The organism is Bifidobacterium biavatii DSM 23969 (genome assembly GCF_000741165.1).
GTDB lineage: Bacteria > Actinomycetota > Actinomycetes > Actinomycetales > Bifidobacteriaceae > Bifidobacterium > Bifidobacterium biavatii.
This window is the reverse complement of record NZ_JGYN01000036.1, coordinates 20,897-38,232: the sequence shown is the minus strand read 5'-3', so window position 1 is coordinate 38,232 and position 17,336 is coordinate 20,897. Positions and strand designations below refer to the sequence as shown.

At 65.4% G+C, this 17,336-nt stretch carries 9 protein-coding genes; 4 read left to right on the top strand and 5 right to left on the bottom strand.

The genetic code is table 11. The features are described from left to right. Positions 1 to 652, top strand: a 652-nt coding sequence (locus BBIA_RS11770; RefSeq protein ID WP_035138439.1) for a DNA gyrase C-terminal beta-propeller domain-containing protein, incomplete at its 5' end; no start/stop codon positions are given. A gap of 111 nt (positions 653 to 763) precedes the next feature. Here BBIA_RS11770 and BBIA_RS11765 read toward each other — a convergent pair. Together BBIA_RS11765 and BBIA_RS11760 are read right to left on the bottom strand one after the other, a co-directional pair. Then, a complete protein-coding gene (locus BBIA_RS11765; RefSeq protein WP_033492053.1) occupies positions 764 to 5,830 on the bottom strand; it encodes an Lhr family helicase in 5,067 nt (1,688 codons plus the stop codon). Between the two features lie 84 nt (positions 5,831 to 5,914). After that, positions 5,915 to 7,117, bottom strand: coding sequence for an MFS transporter (locus BBIA_RS11760; RefSeq protein ID WP_033492052.1), 1,203 nt, complete (start codon positions 7,115 to 7,117; stop codon positions 5,915 to 5,917). Between the two features lie 286 nt (positions 7,118 to 7,403). On the opposite strand from BBIA_RS11760, the gene BBIA_RS11755 reads away from it, so the two are divergent. After that, entirely contained in the window at positions 7,404 to 8,849 is a 1,446-nt protein-coding gene (locus tag BBIA_RS11755; RefSeq protein ID WP_051924034.1) for an aspartate ammonia-lyase, read from the top strand. Between the two features lie 176 nt (positions 8,850 to 9,025). Here BBIA_RS11755 and BBIA_RS11750 read toward each other — a convergent pair whose 3' ends face one another. The 3 genes from BBIA_RS11750 to BBIA_RS13545 form a co-directional block, all read right to left on the bottom strand. Continuing rightward, positions 9,026 to 11,326, bottom strand: coding sequence for a DNA gyrase/topoisomerase IV subunit B (locus tag BBIA_RS11750; RefSeq protein WP_033492050.1), 2,301 nt, complete (start codon positions 11,324 to 11,326; stop codon positions 9,026 to 9,028). A gap of 78 nt (positions 11,327 to 11,404) precedes the next feature. Next, positions 11,405 to 12,799: an RNA polymerase sigma factor gene (locus BBIA_RS11745; RefSeq protein WP_033492151.1), complete on the bottom strand. Its 1,395-nt coding sequence runs from the start codon at positions 12,797 to 12,799 to the stop codon at positions 11,405 to 11,407. Between the two features lie 141 nt (positions 12,800 to 12,940). Next, complete coding sequence (locus tag BBIA_RS13545; protein WP_051924033.1) at positions 12,941 to 13,726, bottom strand: hypothetical protein; 786 nt, start codon at positions 13,724 to 13,726, stop codon at positions 12,941 to 12,943. A gap of 194 nt (positions 13,727 to 13,920) precedes the next feature. Here BBIA_RS13545 and BBIA_RS11735 point away from each other — a divergent pair, with 194 nt between their 5' ends. Beyond that, positions 13,921 to 15,000, top strand: a complete 1,080-nt coding sequence (locus tag BBIA_RS11735) for a polyprenyl synthetase family protein (protein WP_033492049.1) — start codon at positions 13,921 to 13,923, stop codon at positions 14,998 to 15,000. An 87-nt stretch (positions 15,001 to 15,087) separates the two neighbouring features. Next, on the top strand, positions 15,088 to 17,280 hold the full coding sequence (locus BBIA_RS11730; RefSeq protein WP_033492048.1) for a protein kinase domain-containing protein: 2,193 nt from the start codon (positions 15,088 to 15,090) through the stop codon (positions 17,278 to 17,280). The last annotated feature ends 56 nt before the right edge of the window (positions 17,281 to 17,336 follow it).

Here is a 17,336-nt window from a genome sequence, read left to right as displayed (position 1 = left end):
CGCCCCGCTGGCGATCGGCACGCGCGGCGGCGTGGTCAAGCGTTGGAACCGCGAGTCTCCGACCACGATGGATTCATGGAACGTGATTGATCTGAAGGACGGCGACGAAGTGCTGTTCGCGGCCGACGCGGCCGACGATGATCGACTCGTGTTCGTCTCGTCCGATTCGTCGCTGCTCACGTTCGAGGCGTCCAACGTGCGCCCGCAGGGCCGTACCGCCGGCGGCATGGCCGGCATCCGTTTGGCGGAAGGCTGCGCGGTGATGTCGTTCAACGTGGTGCCGGCGGGACGCATCGCGTGGACCGGAGGTGACGAGGGCGACGGCGAGAACGGTGATGGCATTGATCTGTCGAACGCTTCGGGCGCCGTGGTGCTCACGGTGGCCGGCGACAAGGACGCGCTGCCGGGCACGGAGAACGGTTGCGCGAAGGTGACGCCGTTCGAACTGTATCCGACCAAGGGCCGTGGCACGGGCGGCGTGCGTTCGCAGCGTTTCCTCAAGGGGCAGAACACGCTGATTCTCGCGTGGGTGGGTGCATGGCCGCCGCACGCTTCCACCGAATCCGGCGCTCCAGTGGCGCTGCCCGACCCGGACATGCGCCGCGACGGTTCCGGCGTCGATCTGGCGGCGCCGATCGCGTTCGTCGGCTAAGGCCAGTGCCGGCCGATCCGTCTTGCGGGGGATGGAAGTCCCCGGACTTCCATCCCCCGTATCATTCCGTGCTTCCATCGGGCTGATGCCGGTGCATGGCAGTTGATGGTTTCACCTGTAGAGCTTCATGCCTTGGGGGCAGGGGGTGAAGCCGGCGGCGTGCAGGATGCGGACGGCGTCGCCGCCGCGGATGAGTGGTGCGCCGTTGAATTCGGCGAAGGTGATGCCGCCGGCGTTGCCGATGCGGCTGCCGTTGTCGAGCGTGCGTCGCAGGGTGAATGCCAGTTCGGCGCATGCGGGGCGCAGTATGGTTTCGGTCCGGTCGAAGGCGAGGATCCGGTGCGTGCGGGGTGCCGCATAGAGCACCGGTCTGCCTTGGCCGAGCACGACGATGGTTCCGGAGCGGCGTGCCGGCTTGCCCGCAGTTCCTGTTCGGCGGATCGTTGTGGCTGTTGCTCCCTGCTCATGGGCGGTAGCGCTATTCCCAGCATCCACGGCGATTCGTTCCGTCTTCGGGGCCGGTTGCCGGATTGCGGAGGGGATGACCGGCCATGCGATGGCCGAACCGGTCAGGTTCGCCGGGTCGGTGGCGTCAAGCGCCACGTTGGATTGGCTGTGCCCATGTTCTGCGTCGCGCAGTGCGTTCACGGTATCTTTGTCGGCGAATTGTGCGGCGCCGAAACCGCGCACGAACATGCCGCGCACCAGCGTCCCGGTTTCCTCCATGCGCTTGAGCACGGGATACAGTGCGGAAAACCCGCCGGGTATTCCTTCCTGGTCCACCAGAGGCTGTGCGATCACGCCGTACCGGTCCAGCAATGCCTCCGTTAACGCGATGGCACGCTGTTCGGGCGATATGGTCTCGCCGGAGGAACCGGTCTCCGCTTGCCGGCCGAAACCTGTTGCCGAGGCCACCTCCGTCGATTCTTCTCCCGAAACGGTGTTTCCCGCGGCGCCCCTCGGCATCGTCCATTGGCCGGGTGCTGCCGGTTCAGGCGTCGCCATGCCGTTGCCGACCAGCGACCACAGTCCGCCCATGCGTGCCGGAACGCCGACCTGCACGCGTACGCGCCGACGCGACGCGCGTGCCGGCGCACGCACTTTGCGGGTCCCGGCGGCAAGTGCCCGAACCGGAGTCAGGGAACTGTTGGTGACCTTCCCCTGCCAGACGAGTGACCACAATGCTTCCTCAAACTGGCTGTCCGACCATGCGCGGGGCAGGATCTCGCCGGTTTGCGGGTCCACATCCGTGGATTCCTCCTGCCAGAGCCGGTTGGTCATTGCGGCCAGCTGATCGGCTCGGTAGGCGCCACCGGATGAGAGCACCGACAGCATGGCGTCGGGAATGGTGAGCGCATCCTCTTCGGCTTCATCGGCCTGTTCAGCGGCCGTGGCAGATGATGCAGACGCCGTGGCGACGCTCGTTGAGTGTTCAGCGTCGTCGATGACGGGCATCATCACCGAATCGGATGGATGGAAGGCAACCGTTCCCGGTTCGTCGGCTTTGGTGTCTCCGGTTTTGGAGCCGATCCACGTCACTTCTCCGTCCGCGACGAGCTCGTCGAGCATGGATGGTGCATAATCGCCCACCCGCGCGGGGAACACGCTGTTCTCCCACACGGCGAGCGGCAGCGCGATGCCTTCAAGCTGTTCGATGACGCGCATCAGACCGTCTTCGCCGTGATATCGTTCGCCGCCGACCGGCCCGACGCCCTGTCGGTCGAGCAGGAACGCCTGATAGGCGTCTTGGGAGACTGGCTTGATCGCGGCGCGCGCCTTGGCGAGGGACCGGGATCGGATGCGGCGAAACACGTCCTTGTGCAACCATTGTCTTGCGGTGACGCCTTGCAGGAATGCGCCGTTCAGCAGTTCGCCTTGGGATTGGAGCCGGTCGAGCGCGTGTACGGCTTCCGCCGCGTCGATGTGCAGGTCGTCGATGAGTCGGTCGGCGGTGAACGGCCCGTGGGTTTTGGCGTATCTGGTGACGCGGCCGTCGATATCGTCGGCGGCGAGTTCGTTCCAGAACGTGCGTTCGGCGAGCTGTCCTTCGACTTCGGCGATCACGTCCGGGTCGAGCACGGCGGACAGGTCCGTCGTGCCGAGCAGCCGTTCCAGCACGTCCGGGTCCATGGACAGCAGTTGCGCGCTGCGTTCGGCCTGCGGCACGTCGTATTGGTACATGACGGAGCCGACGAAGCCGAACAGCAGGTTTTCGGCGAACGGCGACGGCGTCTGCGTATCCGTCTCTCGCAGGGTGATGGTGCCTGCGTTGACGCCGGTCATGATCTCCCTGAGCGCGGGCAGATCGTACACGTCCTGCAGGCATTCGCGCGCGGTTTCCAAAAGCAGCGGGAAGTTGCGCTTCAACCGGGCGGCGTTGAGCAGTTGCGCGGCGCGCAGTCGCTGCTGCCACAGGGGCACGCGTTTGCCGGGTTCGGTGCGCGGCAGGAACAGGGATCGCGCCGCACATTCGCGGAACCGGGCTGCGAACAGCACGCTCTCCCCCACCTGCGTTTCGACGATGCGTTGCAGGTCGTCGGGGTCGAACGTCACGAGTTCCCGGATCGGAATGGTGCCTTCGCCTTCGGGAAGGCGCAAGACGATGCCGTCATCGGCCGCGTACGCCTGCCCGTCGAAGCCGTAGCGCTGCTTGAGGCGGGTGGTGATCGCCATCGCCCACGGCTCGTGCACGCGCCTGCCGAACGGGGAATGGATGATGACGCGCCAATCCCCCTCCTCGTCCGGACAGCGTTCGATAACGATGGTGCGGTCGCTCGGCACGGTGCCGGTTGAGGCGTGCTGCTCGGCGAGCAGCCGTGCGAGATTATCGACGGCGTTGTCGTCGAGCCCGTCGCCGTGCAATCGCCGCTCGATGGACGCGTCGAAACGGGGGCCTCGGTCAGGAGTTCCCGCTTCGTCAAGGGTCAACCCGCCCGGCACGCGGGCAACTGGTTCGGATAACTGCAATCCGCCGGCGACTTCGCGCAGGAACCGGCCTTTCGCCTTGCCGAAGCCGTAGTCGCGCCCGCTTTCCTCTCCGTGCCAGAACGGCAGGCGCGCGGTGCGACCCGGTGCGGGCGTGACGATGACGCGGTCGCGGGTGATCTCCTGGATCTGCCATGTGGAGGTGCCGAGGGTGATCACGTCGCCGACGCGGGATTCGTAGACCATTTCCTCATCCAATTCGCCGACGCGTCGCGGCCCCTTGCCGGCGTCGGCCTCGGGCAGGACGACCGTGTAGAGTCCACGGTCGGGGATGGTGCCGCCGCTGGTGACGGCGAGCCGCTGCGCGCCGGGACGTGCGGCGATGATGTCGTCGTCGTGATTCCACATGAGCGGCGGGCGGAATGCGGAGAATTCCTCGGTGTTGTAGGCGCCGGTCATCATGCCCATGACCGCGTCGAACATGTCGCGGCCGAGGCCGGCGAACGGGGCGGCCTTGCATACGGTCGCGTACCAGTCGTCCGGTTTGAGATCGTCCATCGCAGCGGCGGCGACAGTCTGTTGGGCGAGGATGTCGAGCGGATTACGGGGTACGGACAACGGTTCGAGGTCGCCGGCGGTCATGCTTTCGATGCTGGCCGCGACGCCGACGATCTGCTCGCGGGTCAGCGGGTAGAAGAGCGCGTGCGAAACGCCGCCGACGCGGTGATCGGCGCGGCCCACGCGCTGTAGGCCCGATGCGACCGACAATGGCGGTGAGACTTGGATGACCAGATCAACCGATCCCATGTCGATGCCGAGTTCGAGGCTGCTCGTGGCTACCACGCAGCGCAATTGGCCTCGTTTGAGCTGTTCCTCGATCTGCTTACGCCGGTCCTTGGACACAGAGCCATGGTGCGCCATTGCGATCACATCGTCGGCGTCATGAGACTGCACGAGCATGGTGGTCGAACCGACCACCGCGTCGTAATGACGGGCGAATCCCTCGCGGCCCTCCGGCGAGGCGATCTCATGCCCGGTACCGCGCATGTCGGCGTACAGGTCGTTGAGCCGCGCGGTAAGCTTTTCCGCCAAGCCACGCGAATTGACAAACACGAGCGTGGTGCGGTGCGCGAGGATTTCGTCAAGAATGCTGCGTTCGACCACCGGCCAGATGGAGCCGGAGGTTCGATCCCCTGCTGTTCCCGCCAGGGCGACCGAATCCTGCCCGGTGGGCCGTCCGGTTGTCGGCGACGCAGCTCCGCCACCCATCGCCGCGCCAGTGATGCCGCGATGCTCGGCCAGACGCCGCATGGCCGGCGTGACACCGGAGATGTGTGGTGCCGTTGCGCGTTGCGCTTCCGCGCCGCCTGCGCGGGCGGGAACATTGGCGGATTGCAGGTCACGCATGTTGGCCAGCGGCTCGACCACGCGCAGGTCCATTGCGGGCCGCTCCCCCGGGTTGACGACGGTCACCGGTTGCACGCCGCCGAGGAATCGGGCGGCTTCCTCGGGCGGGTTCACCGTGGCCGACAGTCCGATGCGCTGAGCTGGCTTCATCGTCAGCAGGTCGAGCCGTTCGAGGCTGAGCGCGAGGTGCGCGCCGCGTTTGGTGCCGGCGAGCGCGTGCACCTCGTCCTCGATCACCGTGTCGACGGTGGTGAGGATGCGCCGTGCCTTGGAGGTAAGCAGCAGGTACAGGGATTCCGGCGTGGTGACGAGAATGTCCGGCGGGCGGGAGACGATGGCCCGCCGTTCCTGCGGCGTGGTGTCGCCGCTGCGGGTCGCCACGCGGATATTCGGCGCATGTAGGCCCATCGCCTCGCATTGGGCGGTGATGCCGTCGAGTGGCGCCTGCAGGTTCTTGGCCACATCGACGGCGAGCGCCTTCAATGGCGAGACGTACAGTACGGTGACGCCTTTGGCCGCGGTTCGTCCCTGCCGCCCACGCCGACGCCTACCGTTCCCCGACGCGTCGGGCCGTGCGGCCGGTTGTGCGTCCGGCGATGCCGTGCCGTCCGCCGTCGCCGAACCCCCTTCGGACGCGGAACGCGCGGCCCGCTCCCCCATCAGCCGGTCGATCGCCGAAAGGAATGCGGACAGCGTCTTGCCCGAGCCGGTGGGCGCGATAACCAGCACGTTCTTGCCGGATCGGATGGCCGGCCATGCCTCTTGCTGCGCATCGGTCGGTTCCTTGAACGCATGTTTGAACCATGCCTTGGTGGGCTCCGAAAACAGATCCAAACATTCGTACATACGTTCGATTATGCCCGTCGCCGCGGACGTCGCAACACACGGCACTATCGCCTATGGGTCTTCACTCTCCTCATCACCGTCAGCTCAGCCGCGCTTCCTGCGCAACGATTCGTGCATGGCGACCATGAGCGCGAGGAAGACGAACAGGTAGAGCGGAAACAGGCGGATGGTCACATATTGGGCGATGAGGCCGAACAGCGGCGGCATGAGCATGGTGCCGACGTATGCGCAGGCCATCTGCACGCCGACGATGGCCTGCGAGTTCTCCTCGCCGAAGTAGGTGGGCGTCGAGTGGATGATGCACGGGTAGACGGGGGCACAGCCGAGGCCGAGCACCGCAAGTCCGGCGTAGACGCCGAGATGGTTCGGCAGTGGGATCAGCATGATAACAATGCCGACGAGGATGAGCGCCTGACCCATGCGAATCATTGCCGGATCGCTGAACCGCATGGTGAGGAATCCGCTCAGCGCGCGACCGATGGTGATGCCGAAGTAGAGGACGGCGATACGGCTGGCGGCGGTCACCTTGTCGACGCCGTCGGCGAGCACCATGTAGCTGCTACCCCACAGCATGGCGGTCTGTTCGATGGCGCAGTAGCACAGGAACATCACGAGGATCTCTTTGGCGCCGCGGATGGCGAGCACACCCTTGACGCCCAACGGCTTGCGCGGTTCGGCCGCCGTCACGGCACCCGCAGAGACGACGTCCGATCCTTCCGCGACATCACCGACGGTCGTTTTGCGCGACTTCCACAACGGCAGGCTGAGCACGAGCATGGCAGTGAGCGCGATCTGCAGGAAGCCGATGTACCGGTACCCCCACGGCCAGCCTTGGCCGTTGGATAGCGCATAGCCCATGACGTACGGGCCGACGAGCGTGCCGACGCCCCACATGCAATGCAGCCAGCTCATATGCCGGCTTTCGTAGTGGATGGCAACGTAGTTGTTGAGCGCCGCATCCACGCCGCCCGCGCCGAGGCCGTACGGGATGGCCATGCCGATGAGCGCCCAGTAGTTCGGCGCAATGGAGAAGCCGAGCAGCGCGGCGGCGGTCATGCCGACCGATACGGCGGTGACGCGGCCTGCGCCGAAGCGCAGCGTCATACGGTCGCTGAGCAGCGCGGAGACGATGGTGCCGGCGGAGATCGTCATGGAAATGCCGCCCGCCCATGAGACGGGCGCGCCCAGATCCTGGCTCATGGTGGGCCATGCGGCGCCGAGCAGCGCGTCGGGCAGACCGAGGCTAATAAAGGCGATGTAGATCACGGCGAGCAGCAGATTGGCCACGGCCTTTCTCTCCTTTTGTGCGATGGCGACGGCCCTTGCGGCCGCGGCGGCATTGCACCGGCGCCCATGACGCGCAACGCAGCGCCGCACTACTTGTACGTTCGTACATACGATAGCGGATGTGCCCGATAAATACCTTCCGGTAATCAACGGGTGTGTCGTCGACGCCGCAGACGGTCACGCAGCCGATCTCCCGCCGGTCCTTCGCGCACGGCGGAATATGGCATGTCGCCGGCAAACCGGCCATGATGGTGACAGACAATCCCGAACGCAAGGAGAGCGCACGATGACCACACAGGCAACCGACCGAAATCCGCAGCCCACACGACTCGAGCACGACTGCATCGGCGAGCTAGCCGTCCCCGCAAACGTCTATTGGGGCATCCACACGCAGCGCGCCATCGGCAACTTCACCGTCTCCAATATCCCCGACTCGGCCCATCCGCAGCTGATCAGGGCCTACGCGACCGTCAAGCGCGCCTGCGCCGAGGCCAACGCGGAACTCGGTCTGATCGACGAGGACAAGGCGCGCGCCATCGTCGCCGCATGCCTGGAGATCGAAGGCGGCAAGCTTGCCGACCAGTTCCCCGTCGACGTGCTGCAGGGAGGCGCCGGCACGTCCACCAACATGAACATGAACGAGGTCATCGCCAACCGCGCACTCGAAATCATCGGCCGCCAGCGCGGCGACTATGCGGTCATCCACCCGAACGACACTGTCAACCACAGCCAGTCCACCAACGACACGTATCCGGCCGCGTGTAAGCTCGCGCTCATCGACGCGCTCAACCCGCTCGCCGAAGAGACCAGGAAACTCGCGCGCGCGTTCCACGATCTGGCCGACCGGCACATCAACGACGTAACGATCGGACGCACGCAACTGCAGGACGCCGTGCCGATGACCTACGGGCAGGAGTTCCACGCGTTCGCCAGCTTCCTGAAAACCGATCTCGCCGAACTGGAGCGCGTCGTGCCGCGGCTCATGTCGCTCAATCTGGGCGCGACGGCCATCGGCACCGGCATCTGCGCCGACCTGCGCTTCCGCAAGACCGCCACCGAACACTTGGCGCGCATCACCGGCCTGCCGATCACGGCCGCTCCCGATCCAGTGGCCGCGATGACCGACATGAGCGCGTACATCGCCGTCTCGCAGACCGTCAAGAATCTCGCGATTCATCTCAAGAAGGCGGCCGACGACCTGCGTCTGCTCAACTCCGGCCCGCACGACGGGTTCAACGATCTCAACGTGCCCGCGCGTCAGGCCGGCAGCAGCATCATGCCCGGTAAGGTGAACCCGGTGATCCCCGAATGCGTGGATCAGTGCTGCTTCATGGTGTTCGGCATGGACACGACGGTCACGTGGGCAGCGTCCGAAGGCCAGCTGCAGCTCAACGCGTTCGATCCGGTGATGATCCACGCGCTGCTCGGCGGCATCGACCTGCTGACGCGCGCGATGGCGATGTTCCGCGAGCGCTGCGTGGACGGGATCACGATCAACGCCGAAGTGGGCCGCCGGTACGCCGCATACTCGCCGTCGATCGCGGCGACGCTCAACGACGCGATCGGCTACGAGCACGCGGCCGACATCGCCAAGGAGGCGGCGGTCAGCGGCCGGTCCGTACGCGAGGTGGCCGGCGAGCGCACCGATCTGCCGGCCGACGAGCTCGACGCACTGCTCGATCCGATCGCCCTGTCGCGCCGGCTCGGCCAGACCTGCCGCGAACATCAGTGATGGCAAAAAATGGGGTCGGCTCCCGGCATTGCGCCCGGAAGCCGACCCCATCATCTATCCGTCATTTCGACCGAGCGAAGAGAATGGAGAAATCTCTTCCCTCTGCCACATGCATCGTATACAATTTCTTGACTCGGCTTCGCCTCGCTCGAAATGACACTCGACGATCAGGCCGATCAGGTGTCAATCTTGGAACGGTCGAAGTCGTCGGCGTTGTCGACGATGAACTGCTTGCGCGGCGGCACGTCGTCGCCCATGAGCAGGCTGAAGATGCCCGCGGCCTGGGCGGCGTCCTCCATGCGGATGCGGCGCAGCATGCGCGTGCGCGGGTCCATGGTGGTGTCCGCGAGCTGGTCAGCGTCCATTTCGCCCAGACCCTTGTAGCGCTGGATGTCGGGATTGTACGAGATCTTGCGCCGGTCAAGGTCGGCGAGTTTGCCGGCCAGTTCGTCGTCGGAGTACGTGTAGATGTATTCGCCCTTGTGCGAGCCGGCGAGCGCGATGCGATGCAGCGGCGGGACGGCCGCGTACACGTGCCCGTGTTCGATGAGCGGGCGCATGTAGCGGTAGAAGAGCGTGAGCAGCAGGATACGGATGTGCGCGCCGTCGACGTCGGCATCGGTCATCATGATGACCTTGTTGTACCGCGCCTGGTCGATGTCGAAGCTCTGGCCGGAACCCGCGCCGACTACCTGGATGATCGCCGCGCATTCCTTGTTGGACAGCATTTGCGCGAGGGATGCCTTCTGCACGTTGAGGATCTTGCCGCGGATCGGCAGGAGCGCCTGGAACGCGGAGTTGCGCGCGGCCTTGGCGGTGCCGAGCGCGGAGTCGCCCTCGACGATGAACAGTTCGGCCACGTCGTCGTTGCCCGGCTGGCAGTCGGACAGCTTCGGCGGCATGGACGCGGATTCGAGCGCGTTCTTGCGGCGCGTGACCTCCTTGGTCTTGCGTGCCTGAATGCGCGCGTGCATTTCGCCAACAATCTTGTCGAGCACGCGGCCGGACTGCTCCTTGTAGCCGCGCTTGGAACCGGTGATCATCTCGCCGAACTGCCGGTCGGTCATGCGGGTGACGATCGGCTTGACCTGCGCGGTGCCGAGCACGTCCTTGGTCTGGCCTTGGAACTGCGGTTCGGCGATGCGCACGGTGACGACGGCCACGAGTCCGGCCATGATGTCGTCGCGTTCGATCTTCTGCGCGGGGTCCTTGAGGTTGACCTTGAGTTTGCGCGCGTTGTCCTCGACGGTTTTGCGGATCTGCTTGGTCAGGCTCAGCAGGAACCCGTCGACGTGCATGCCGCCGCCGGGCGTTTCGACCACGTTGACGAAGCTGCGGATCACCGTGTCGTAGCCGTTCACCCATCGCATGGCGATGTCGACGCCGCAGTCGCGGGTGACCTTCTGCGCGTGCAGTTCGCCGTTCTCGCCGACGGCCTGCGTTTCCTCGACGTACGTGTCCTTGCCGCTGATGCGCCAAATGTCGGAGACGGGTTCGCCGTTCGACAGGAAGTCGACGAAGTCCCTGACGCCGCCGGTGTGGCAGAATTCCTCGACGCGCCGGTGCGTGTGGCCGGCCGCGTCGGCCTTGGCGATCGCGACCGCCGTCGATTCACCGGACTGCGTGTCGTCGCGCTCGTCACGTCCACCGCCGATCTCGTCGAATCCGTCGAGCGGCGACGTGCCATTTTCGTCGTTGATGTCGGGAGTCGTGCCAGCTGCAGCGTCGTCGACTTCGCGCAGTTCGTCGACGCTCTCGTCGCCGGTTTCGGGAATGTGCTCGTCGACGACGGTGATCTTCAGGCCCGGCACAAGGAAGCTGGTCTGGCGCACGCGGTCGATGAGCTGCTCGTAGCTGAACCGCGCGGTGTCGTTGAAAATTTCGGGGTCGGCCCAGTAGCGGATGCGCGTGCCGGTGGTTTTGGGGCTGACCTTGCCGATGATTTCGAGTTCGGTCGGCTTGTTCTTGCGCGTGCGCTTGAACGGCGAGTCCGGGGACGGATGCGCGGGGTCGGCGTCCGAATACACGCCCGGATGGCCCTGGTGGAACGCCATGTGGTGCGTTTTGCCGTCGCGGTCGACTTCGACGTCGAGACGCGAGCTCAGCGCGTTGACGACGGACGAGCCGACGCCGTGCAGGCCGCCGGCCGCGTTGTACGACGCGTTGCCGAATTTGGCGCCGGCGTGCAGTTTGGTGAGCACGACCTCGACACCGGTGAGCTTGGTTTTCGGCTCGACGTCGACGGGGATGCCGCGGCCGTTGTCGGCGACTTCAACCGAGCCGTCCGTATGCAGGGTGACGGTGATGTGGTCGCATGCGCCGGCGAGAGCCTCGTCCACGGAATTGTCGATGATCTCCCACAGGCAGTGCATGAGGCCCTGGCTGTCGGTCGTGCCGATGTACATGCCGGGGCGCTTACGCACCGCGTCAAGGCCTTCGAGCACGGTAAGACTGTCAGCACCGTAGGATTCGGGCATGGTTCTCCTTATTCAAGTCCGTGATTCAAGTCCGGGTAAGACAAAAACGTGCTCCCTTGCGGGGAGCACGAAAATGGATTATTGATCCAGGAAGTCGCGCAGGGTCTGCGAGCGCGAAGGGTGACGCAGCTTCGACATGGTCTTCGATTCGATCTGACGGATGCGTTCACGGGTCACGCCGTAGACGCGGCCGATGTCGTCGAGGGTCTTCGGCTGGCCGTCCTCGAGACCGTAGCGCATCTTGATCACGCCGGCCTCGCGCGGTGAGAGCGTCTCAAGCACCTGCTTGAACTGCTCCTGCAGCAGCGAGAATGCGACCGCGTCGGACGGTGCGATGGCGTCGGTGTCCTCGATCAGATCGCCAAACTCGGAGTCGCCGTCCTCGCCGAGCGGAGTGTGCAGCGAAATCGGCTCGCGGCCGTACTTCTGCACTTCCTGCACTTTCTCGACCGGCATGTCGAGTTCGCGCGCCAACTCGTCGGGCGTGGGCTCGCGGCCGAGGTCCTGTAGCATCTGGCGCTGCACGCGGGAAAGCTTGTTGATCACTTCGACCATGTGCACGGGCACGCGGATCGTGCGCGCCTGATCGGCCATGGCTCGGGTGATGGCCTGGCGGATCCACCACGTGGCGTACGTGGAGAACTTGAAGCCCTTCTTCCAGTCGAACTTTTCAACGGCGCGGATCAGGCCGAGGTTGCCTTCCTGGATCAGGTCGAGGAACAGCATGCCGCGGCCGGTGTAGCGCTTGGCGAGCGAGACAACGAGTCGCAGGTTGGCCTCGAGCAGGTGGTCCTTGGCCTTCTTGCCGTCGTTCGCCGCCCATTTGAGTTCGCGCTTGCGCTTGAAGTCCATCTTGTCGGACTCGGTGTCGAGCAGGTGCTGCGCGTACAGGCCGGCCTCGATGCGTTCCGACAGGTCGACCTCCTGTTCGGCGTTCAGCAGGCTCACGCGGCCGATCTGCTTCAGGTAGTCCTTGACCGGGTCGGCGGTGGCTCCGGCGGCGATGACGCGGCGCTTCGGATTGCCCGACGGGGTCAGGTTGTCGTCGTCATCGTCGTCGCGTACGACGAACGCGCCCTTTTCCTTCGGGGTTTCGATCTCCTTGGGCTTGGAGTCCTCATCGTCGTCATCGTCCGCCGAATCGTCGTCCAGATCGCCGTCGTCCTCGTCGTCGAGATCGTCATCGTCGTCCGAGTCGTCCTCGTCGTCGATGTCGTCCTCCAGATCGTCGAGATCGTCGGCGTCCATGTCCTGATCGTCGTCGTCCTCGAGCGCATCGTCGACCGCGGAATCGTTCTCCTTGGCGGAGTCCTCCTTTGCGGTCTCCTCGCGTTTGGTGTCGGATGCCGCCTTCTTCGCCGAGGCACTCCTCGTCGAAGACTTCTTCTTCGCCGTAGCGGCAGTCTTCTTGCGGGACGTCGTCTGTTCCTCCTCGACGTTGTCCTGAACCGCCGTCGCATCCTTTTTGGCCAAGTCCATCCTCCTGCATGATCCTGCCCGCTGCATCCTATACCATATAAGACACACTTCTGGCAAGGGCAAATCGTCAACTATTGGAGTAAACCACCTTGCAAGGACGATTATTCCCGGACCACGCCGTCGGAGGAACGCCAGTCACCGGTGCCACGACGGTTGCGCGCCGCGTTCCAGCAGCGACAGCACGACGCCTCCCAGCGTGCATTCCTCGTCGTAGGCAAGGCATTCGACCGCGTACAGCGCCGCACGGTCGTCGTCCAGCCACCATAATACGTAGGCCATCGCGGCGCACGGCTGTGCGCGCCAGCGTCGCGGCACCGCGTCGGCGATCTGCGCGAGCATCGTCATACCGGCGGCGCACCGGCGCTCGTCCGGCATATGCTCATCGCCGAGAGACCGTGTCAGCATCGTCGCGAGCCGCAGCCTGGTCCGGTCCGCGTGAGGATCGGCGGCAAGCTGCATCATCGACGCATGGTCGCATTCGACGCCCGCGATCATTGACATAATCAGCGCGTCGCGCGCCGGCAGCGTTTCGCGCATGGCCACGGCAAGCGCCGCAACGCTGTCGCGTCGCAGCGGCGGACAGGGCAGATCATCGTCATCGTCGAAGTCGGCGAAACGGTCGCAGTCTCGACCGCCGGCGTCCAAACGGTCGCCGTCGACGCGGCAATCGCCGCAGCAGCCATCGTCGCCGGCATCATCGTCACAGCCGTCGTCAAGCCGATGCAGCCATTCGTCGAACGGCCCGTCCAGCCAAGCCGCGTCGGCGGTCCTCGGCCCGTGTTCCTGGCGCTCGGACCTGAATCGTGCGGTAAGCGTCTCAAGATCCCTTTCGCGGATCGGTCCGCAGCATTCGGACTCGTCCCATTCCCGAGACTGTTCCCCGGACCGTGCCGCGCGTCGTTCCCATGCGTGCGTCGTCATGTCGTCTCCTTTGCCAGTGACGCGGGAACAGTTCCCGCGCAAGCCCTTCCGCCTGCGGTCGCCGACGGGTGACACCACTATGCACTATTTCGCGCAATCACATCGTGTTTTTCGACCCCTGTGGTCGAAAGGTCGTTTTTGTTGGAATAGAGCCGATCTTGTGTTCAGGAAACGATGTGGATAACCTTGGTGGCATGAGTGTTGCTGCAGAAATGACCTCCATCGAGCCGAGAATCGCCGAACTGATCCGTCACAGCATGGCCCTGCGCGCGGGAGACAGCGTCGCCGACGCGTGCGCGGACGTGCTAGACGACGTGCTGGACCAGGCGCTCACATCCAGCGAGGGCGGCAAGCGGCTGCGCGCCCGGCTCGCCCTCGCCGCATTCGACCAGGCCACGCACGGACGGGCTTCGGACGAGGAGCGCGCGGGCATGCTCGACCTGGCGTGCGCCATCGAAGTGTTTCAGACGGCCGCGCTCGTGCACGACGACATCATCGACGAGTCGGATCTGCGCCGCGGCAAGCCGTCCGCGCACCGCGCGCTCGCCACGGCCACGCACAGCAATGCGATCGGACGCGGGCTCGGCATCATGCTCGGCGACCTGCTGGCCACAGCCAGCGTAGGCATCGCCGACAACGCGTCGCGGCGTCTCGCCTCGTCGGACGGCATCGTCGCCGCGTTTCTCAACATGCACAAGGAAGTCGAGGTCGGGCAGGTACTCGATTTGGCGGTGGAGCTTGCCCCGCTGGACGACCCTGACACGCTTGCGTCGGCGTCGCTGAACGTGTTCCGTTGGAAAACCGCCAGTTATACGACGATCGCGCCAATCGAGCTTGCCCTGCTCGCCGCGGGCGGGGATCCGGATGAGTCGCGGCGGGCGGCGCTGGCGATCGGACGTCCGCTCGGTCTCGCGTTCCAGCTGGCGGACGATTTGTTGGACGTGGTCGGTTCCAGCCGCCACACCGGCAAGCCCGTCGGCGGTGACATTCGCGAGGGCAAGCGCACCGTGCTGCTTGCCGACGCGATCGCCATGGCCTCTCCGACAGAGCGCGGCGAACTCGTGAACGCGTTCTCGGCGCCCGCGCGCGACGAGGACCAGGTGCGGCGCATCATCGGCCTGTTCGAGTCCACCGGCGCGGTGGCGTGTTCCCGCGAGCGCATCGCCTCGTTGTGGGAGGAGGCCCGTGCCGCTATGGATGAACGCTGCGGTTCGGACGCCCCCGAAGATCGCACGTTCGTCGAGGCGTGCGCGCGATTTGTACCTCTTGCGTAAATCCGCGTGGTTCCGGCGCAGTATGTAGACGTGCATGTACACTGTTGTGAGATTCCGTGAATTTTGACGAGGGACCAGACACGCAAGATGAGTGAAGCCGCGAACGCAATCGAAACGCCGATGATCGAGGGACGATACCGCATCATCCGCAAAATCGCCGATGGCGGCATGGCCAGCGTGTACGAGGCCATGGACGAACGGCTCGAACGCACCGTCGCCATCAAGATCATGCACACGCAGCTCGCCCAGGGCCCCCACCGCGCGCAATTCGTCGAACGGTTTCGCCGCGAGGCCAAATCGGCGGCCGCGATCGCGAACCCGCACATCGTGCAGGTGTACGACACGGGCGAGGTGAACGGGCTCGACTATCTGGTCATGGAATTCGTGCACGGCGTGAACCTGCGCCGCGAAATGAACGAGGAGGGCACGTTCACGGTACGCGAGACGCTGCGCATCGTCGGCGAGACGCTTGACGGTCTGGCGTCGGCGCACCGGGCGGGCGTCGTGCATCGCGATATCAAGCCCGAGAACATCCTGCTCAACGACCGCGGCCATGTGCAGATCACCGATTTCGGCCTGGCGAAGGCGGCGTCGCAGGCCACGCTGTCGTCGACCGGCATGCTGCTCGGCACGGCCGCGTATCTGGCTCCCGAAATGATCGAAAGCAATCAGGCCACGCCGCAGGGCGACCTGTATTCGGTGGGCATCATGGCGTGGGAAATGCTGGCCGGCACGGTGCCGTTCACGTCCGACAATCCGGTCACGCTCGTGTTCAAGCACGTGCACGAGGACGTGCCGCCGATCACCGTGCCCTGCCCGGGCATCGATCCGAAAGTCGCCGCGTTCGTCGCGCATCTGACCGCGCGCGCGGTCGAGGATCGTCCCGCCGACGCAGGGGTCGCGGCCGACGAGCTGCGCGCGCTGGGCCCCAAGCTCGACATGGCCGCGTGGACGTATCGCAGGATGCCGCAAAGCGCCGAGGATCACGATACGGTGGCCGTGCCCGTGGCGTCTGCCGGAGAAGCGGCAGGCGCCGGCGCGGTATCCGCCGCTCCCCCGCTGCCACCGTCGGACAGCGCGCATGACGGCGCCGGTGCGGACGTTTCGTCCGGCAACGGTTCCGACGACGCCGGTTCAGCTTCCGATACCTCCGGTGCCGCCACCACGGCGTTCGACCGTCCGGCCGACGGCACCGCACCCACCACGGCCATCGGCACGGCGGCCACGCAGGCGCTGTCCATGGTCCCCGACGCGGTCGAATCGCCGCTCAAGGTCGGAGCGAAGCGCAAATCGAAGAAAACGCTTGCCGCCGTTCTGGCGGCGTTGGCTGCCGTCGCCGTGCTCGGCGGCGCGGGCGGCGGCTACGCATGGTGGTACTACCGCGGGGCGGGCAGCTACTGGCAGCTCCCGCAACCGACCGACGTGGCATGCGAGGAGGGCCAGTCGTGCCGTATTATCGGCGCGAACTGGGCCAAGTACAAGAAGACGCTGGAAACCGCCGGAATCCCGTACCAGGCAACCGAACGCTACGACGACACCGTCGCCAAGGGCGACGTGATCGAAGCGACCCCGGCGGTCGTGGGCTCGCATGTCAGCAAGCGCACCGGCGGCACGGTGTCGGTCGTCGTGTCGAAGGGTGTGAAGCAGGCCACCGTGCCATCCGACATCTTCGACGCGAACACGACGGACGGCACGAACGTGCTGGACGCGCTCAAGAAGGCCGGTTTCACGAACGTCGCGCACGACGAGTCAAACGACCAGTACGACTTGTCGCTGCCGGCCGGCGCGCTGATCGGTCTCACCGACGAGTCGGGCGCGGCTGTGCAGGCGGGCTCGACGATGAACCACAACGCGAAGCTCACCGTCGTGCTGTCGAAGGGCCTGATGCCGGTGACCATGCCGGACGTGGTCGGCATGACGAAGGACGCGATGACGGCAGCGCTCGACGAGATTCACGTCACCGCGAATGTCACCGAACAATACGACGACAAGATCCCGTCCGGTTCGGTGGTGTCCGCGTCCGAACAGGCCGGAGCTGAACTGTACTGGGGCGATTCGGTCGACGTGGTCATCTCCAAGGGTCCCGAAACGGCGAAAATCCCGAATCTGGTCGGCAAGACCAAGTCCGCCGCGACCAAGACGCTGCAGGAGCTCGGCTTCGAGGTGAAAACGTCGGGACTTGACATTCTCGGTCTTGTGCAGCAGCAGAGCGCCAGTGGCGAAACCCGTCTGCGCGACGAGGACGGCAACAAGACAGTCGTCACACTCACCATCGTGTGACGCCCGCCTGCGTTCCAGGTTTTAACGGAACCGCTCGGGCGATAACAAACGGCAAG

Bases quoted from the DNA above. Each gene is read 5' to 3' on its own strand.
- BBIA_RS13545 (WP_051924033.1), bottom strand. From the start codon at position 13,726: ATGACGACGCACGCATGGGAACGACGCGCGGCACGGTCCGGGGAACAG.
- BBIA_RS11765 (WP_033492053.1), bottom strand. From the start codon at position 5,830: ATGTACGAATGTTTGGATCTGTTTTCGGAGCCCACCAAGGCATGGTTC.
- BBIA_RS11750 (WP_033492050.1), bottom strand. From the start codon at position 11,326: ATGCCCGAATCCTACGGTGCTGACAGTCTTACCGTGCTCGAAGGCCTT.
- BBIA_RS11730 (WP_033492048.1), top strand. From the start codon at position 15,088: ATGAGTGAAGCCGCGAACGCAATCGAAACGCCGATGATCGAGGGACGA.
- BBIA_RS11755 (WP_051924034.1), top strand. From the start codon at position 7,404: ATGACCACACAGGCAACCGACCGAAATCCGCAGCCCACACGACTCGAG.
- BBIA_RS11735 (WP_033492049.1), top strand. From the start codon at position 13,921: ATGAGTGTTGCTGCAGAAATGACCTCCATCGAGCCGAGAATCGCCGAA.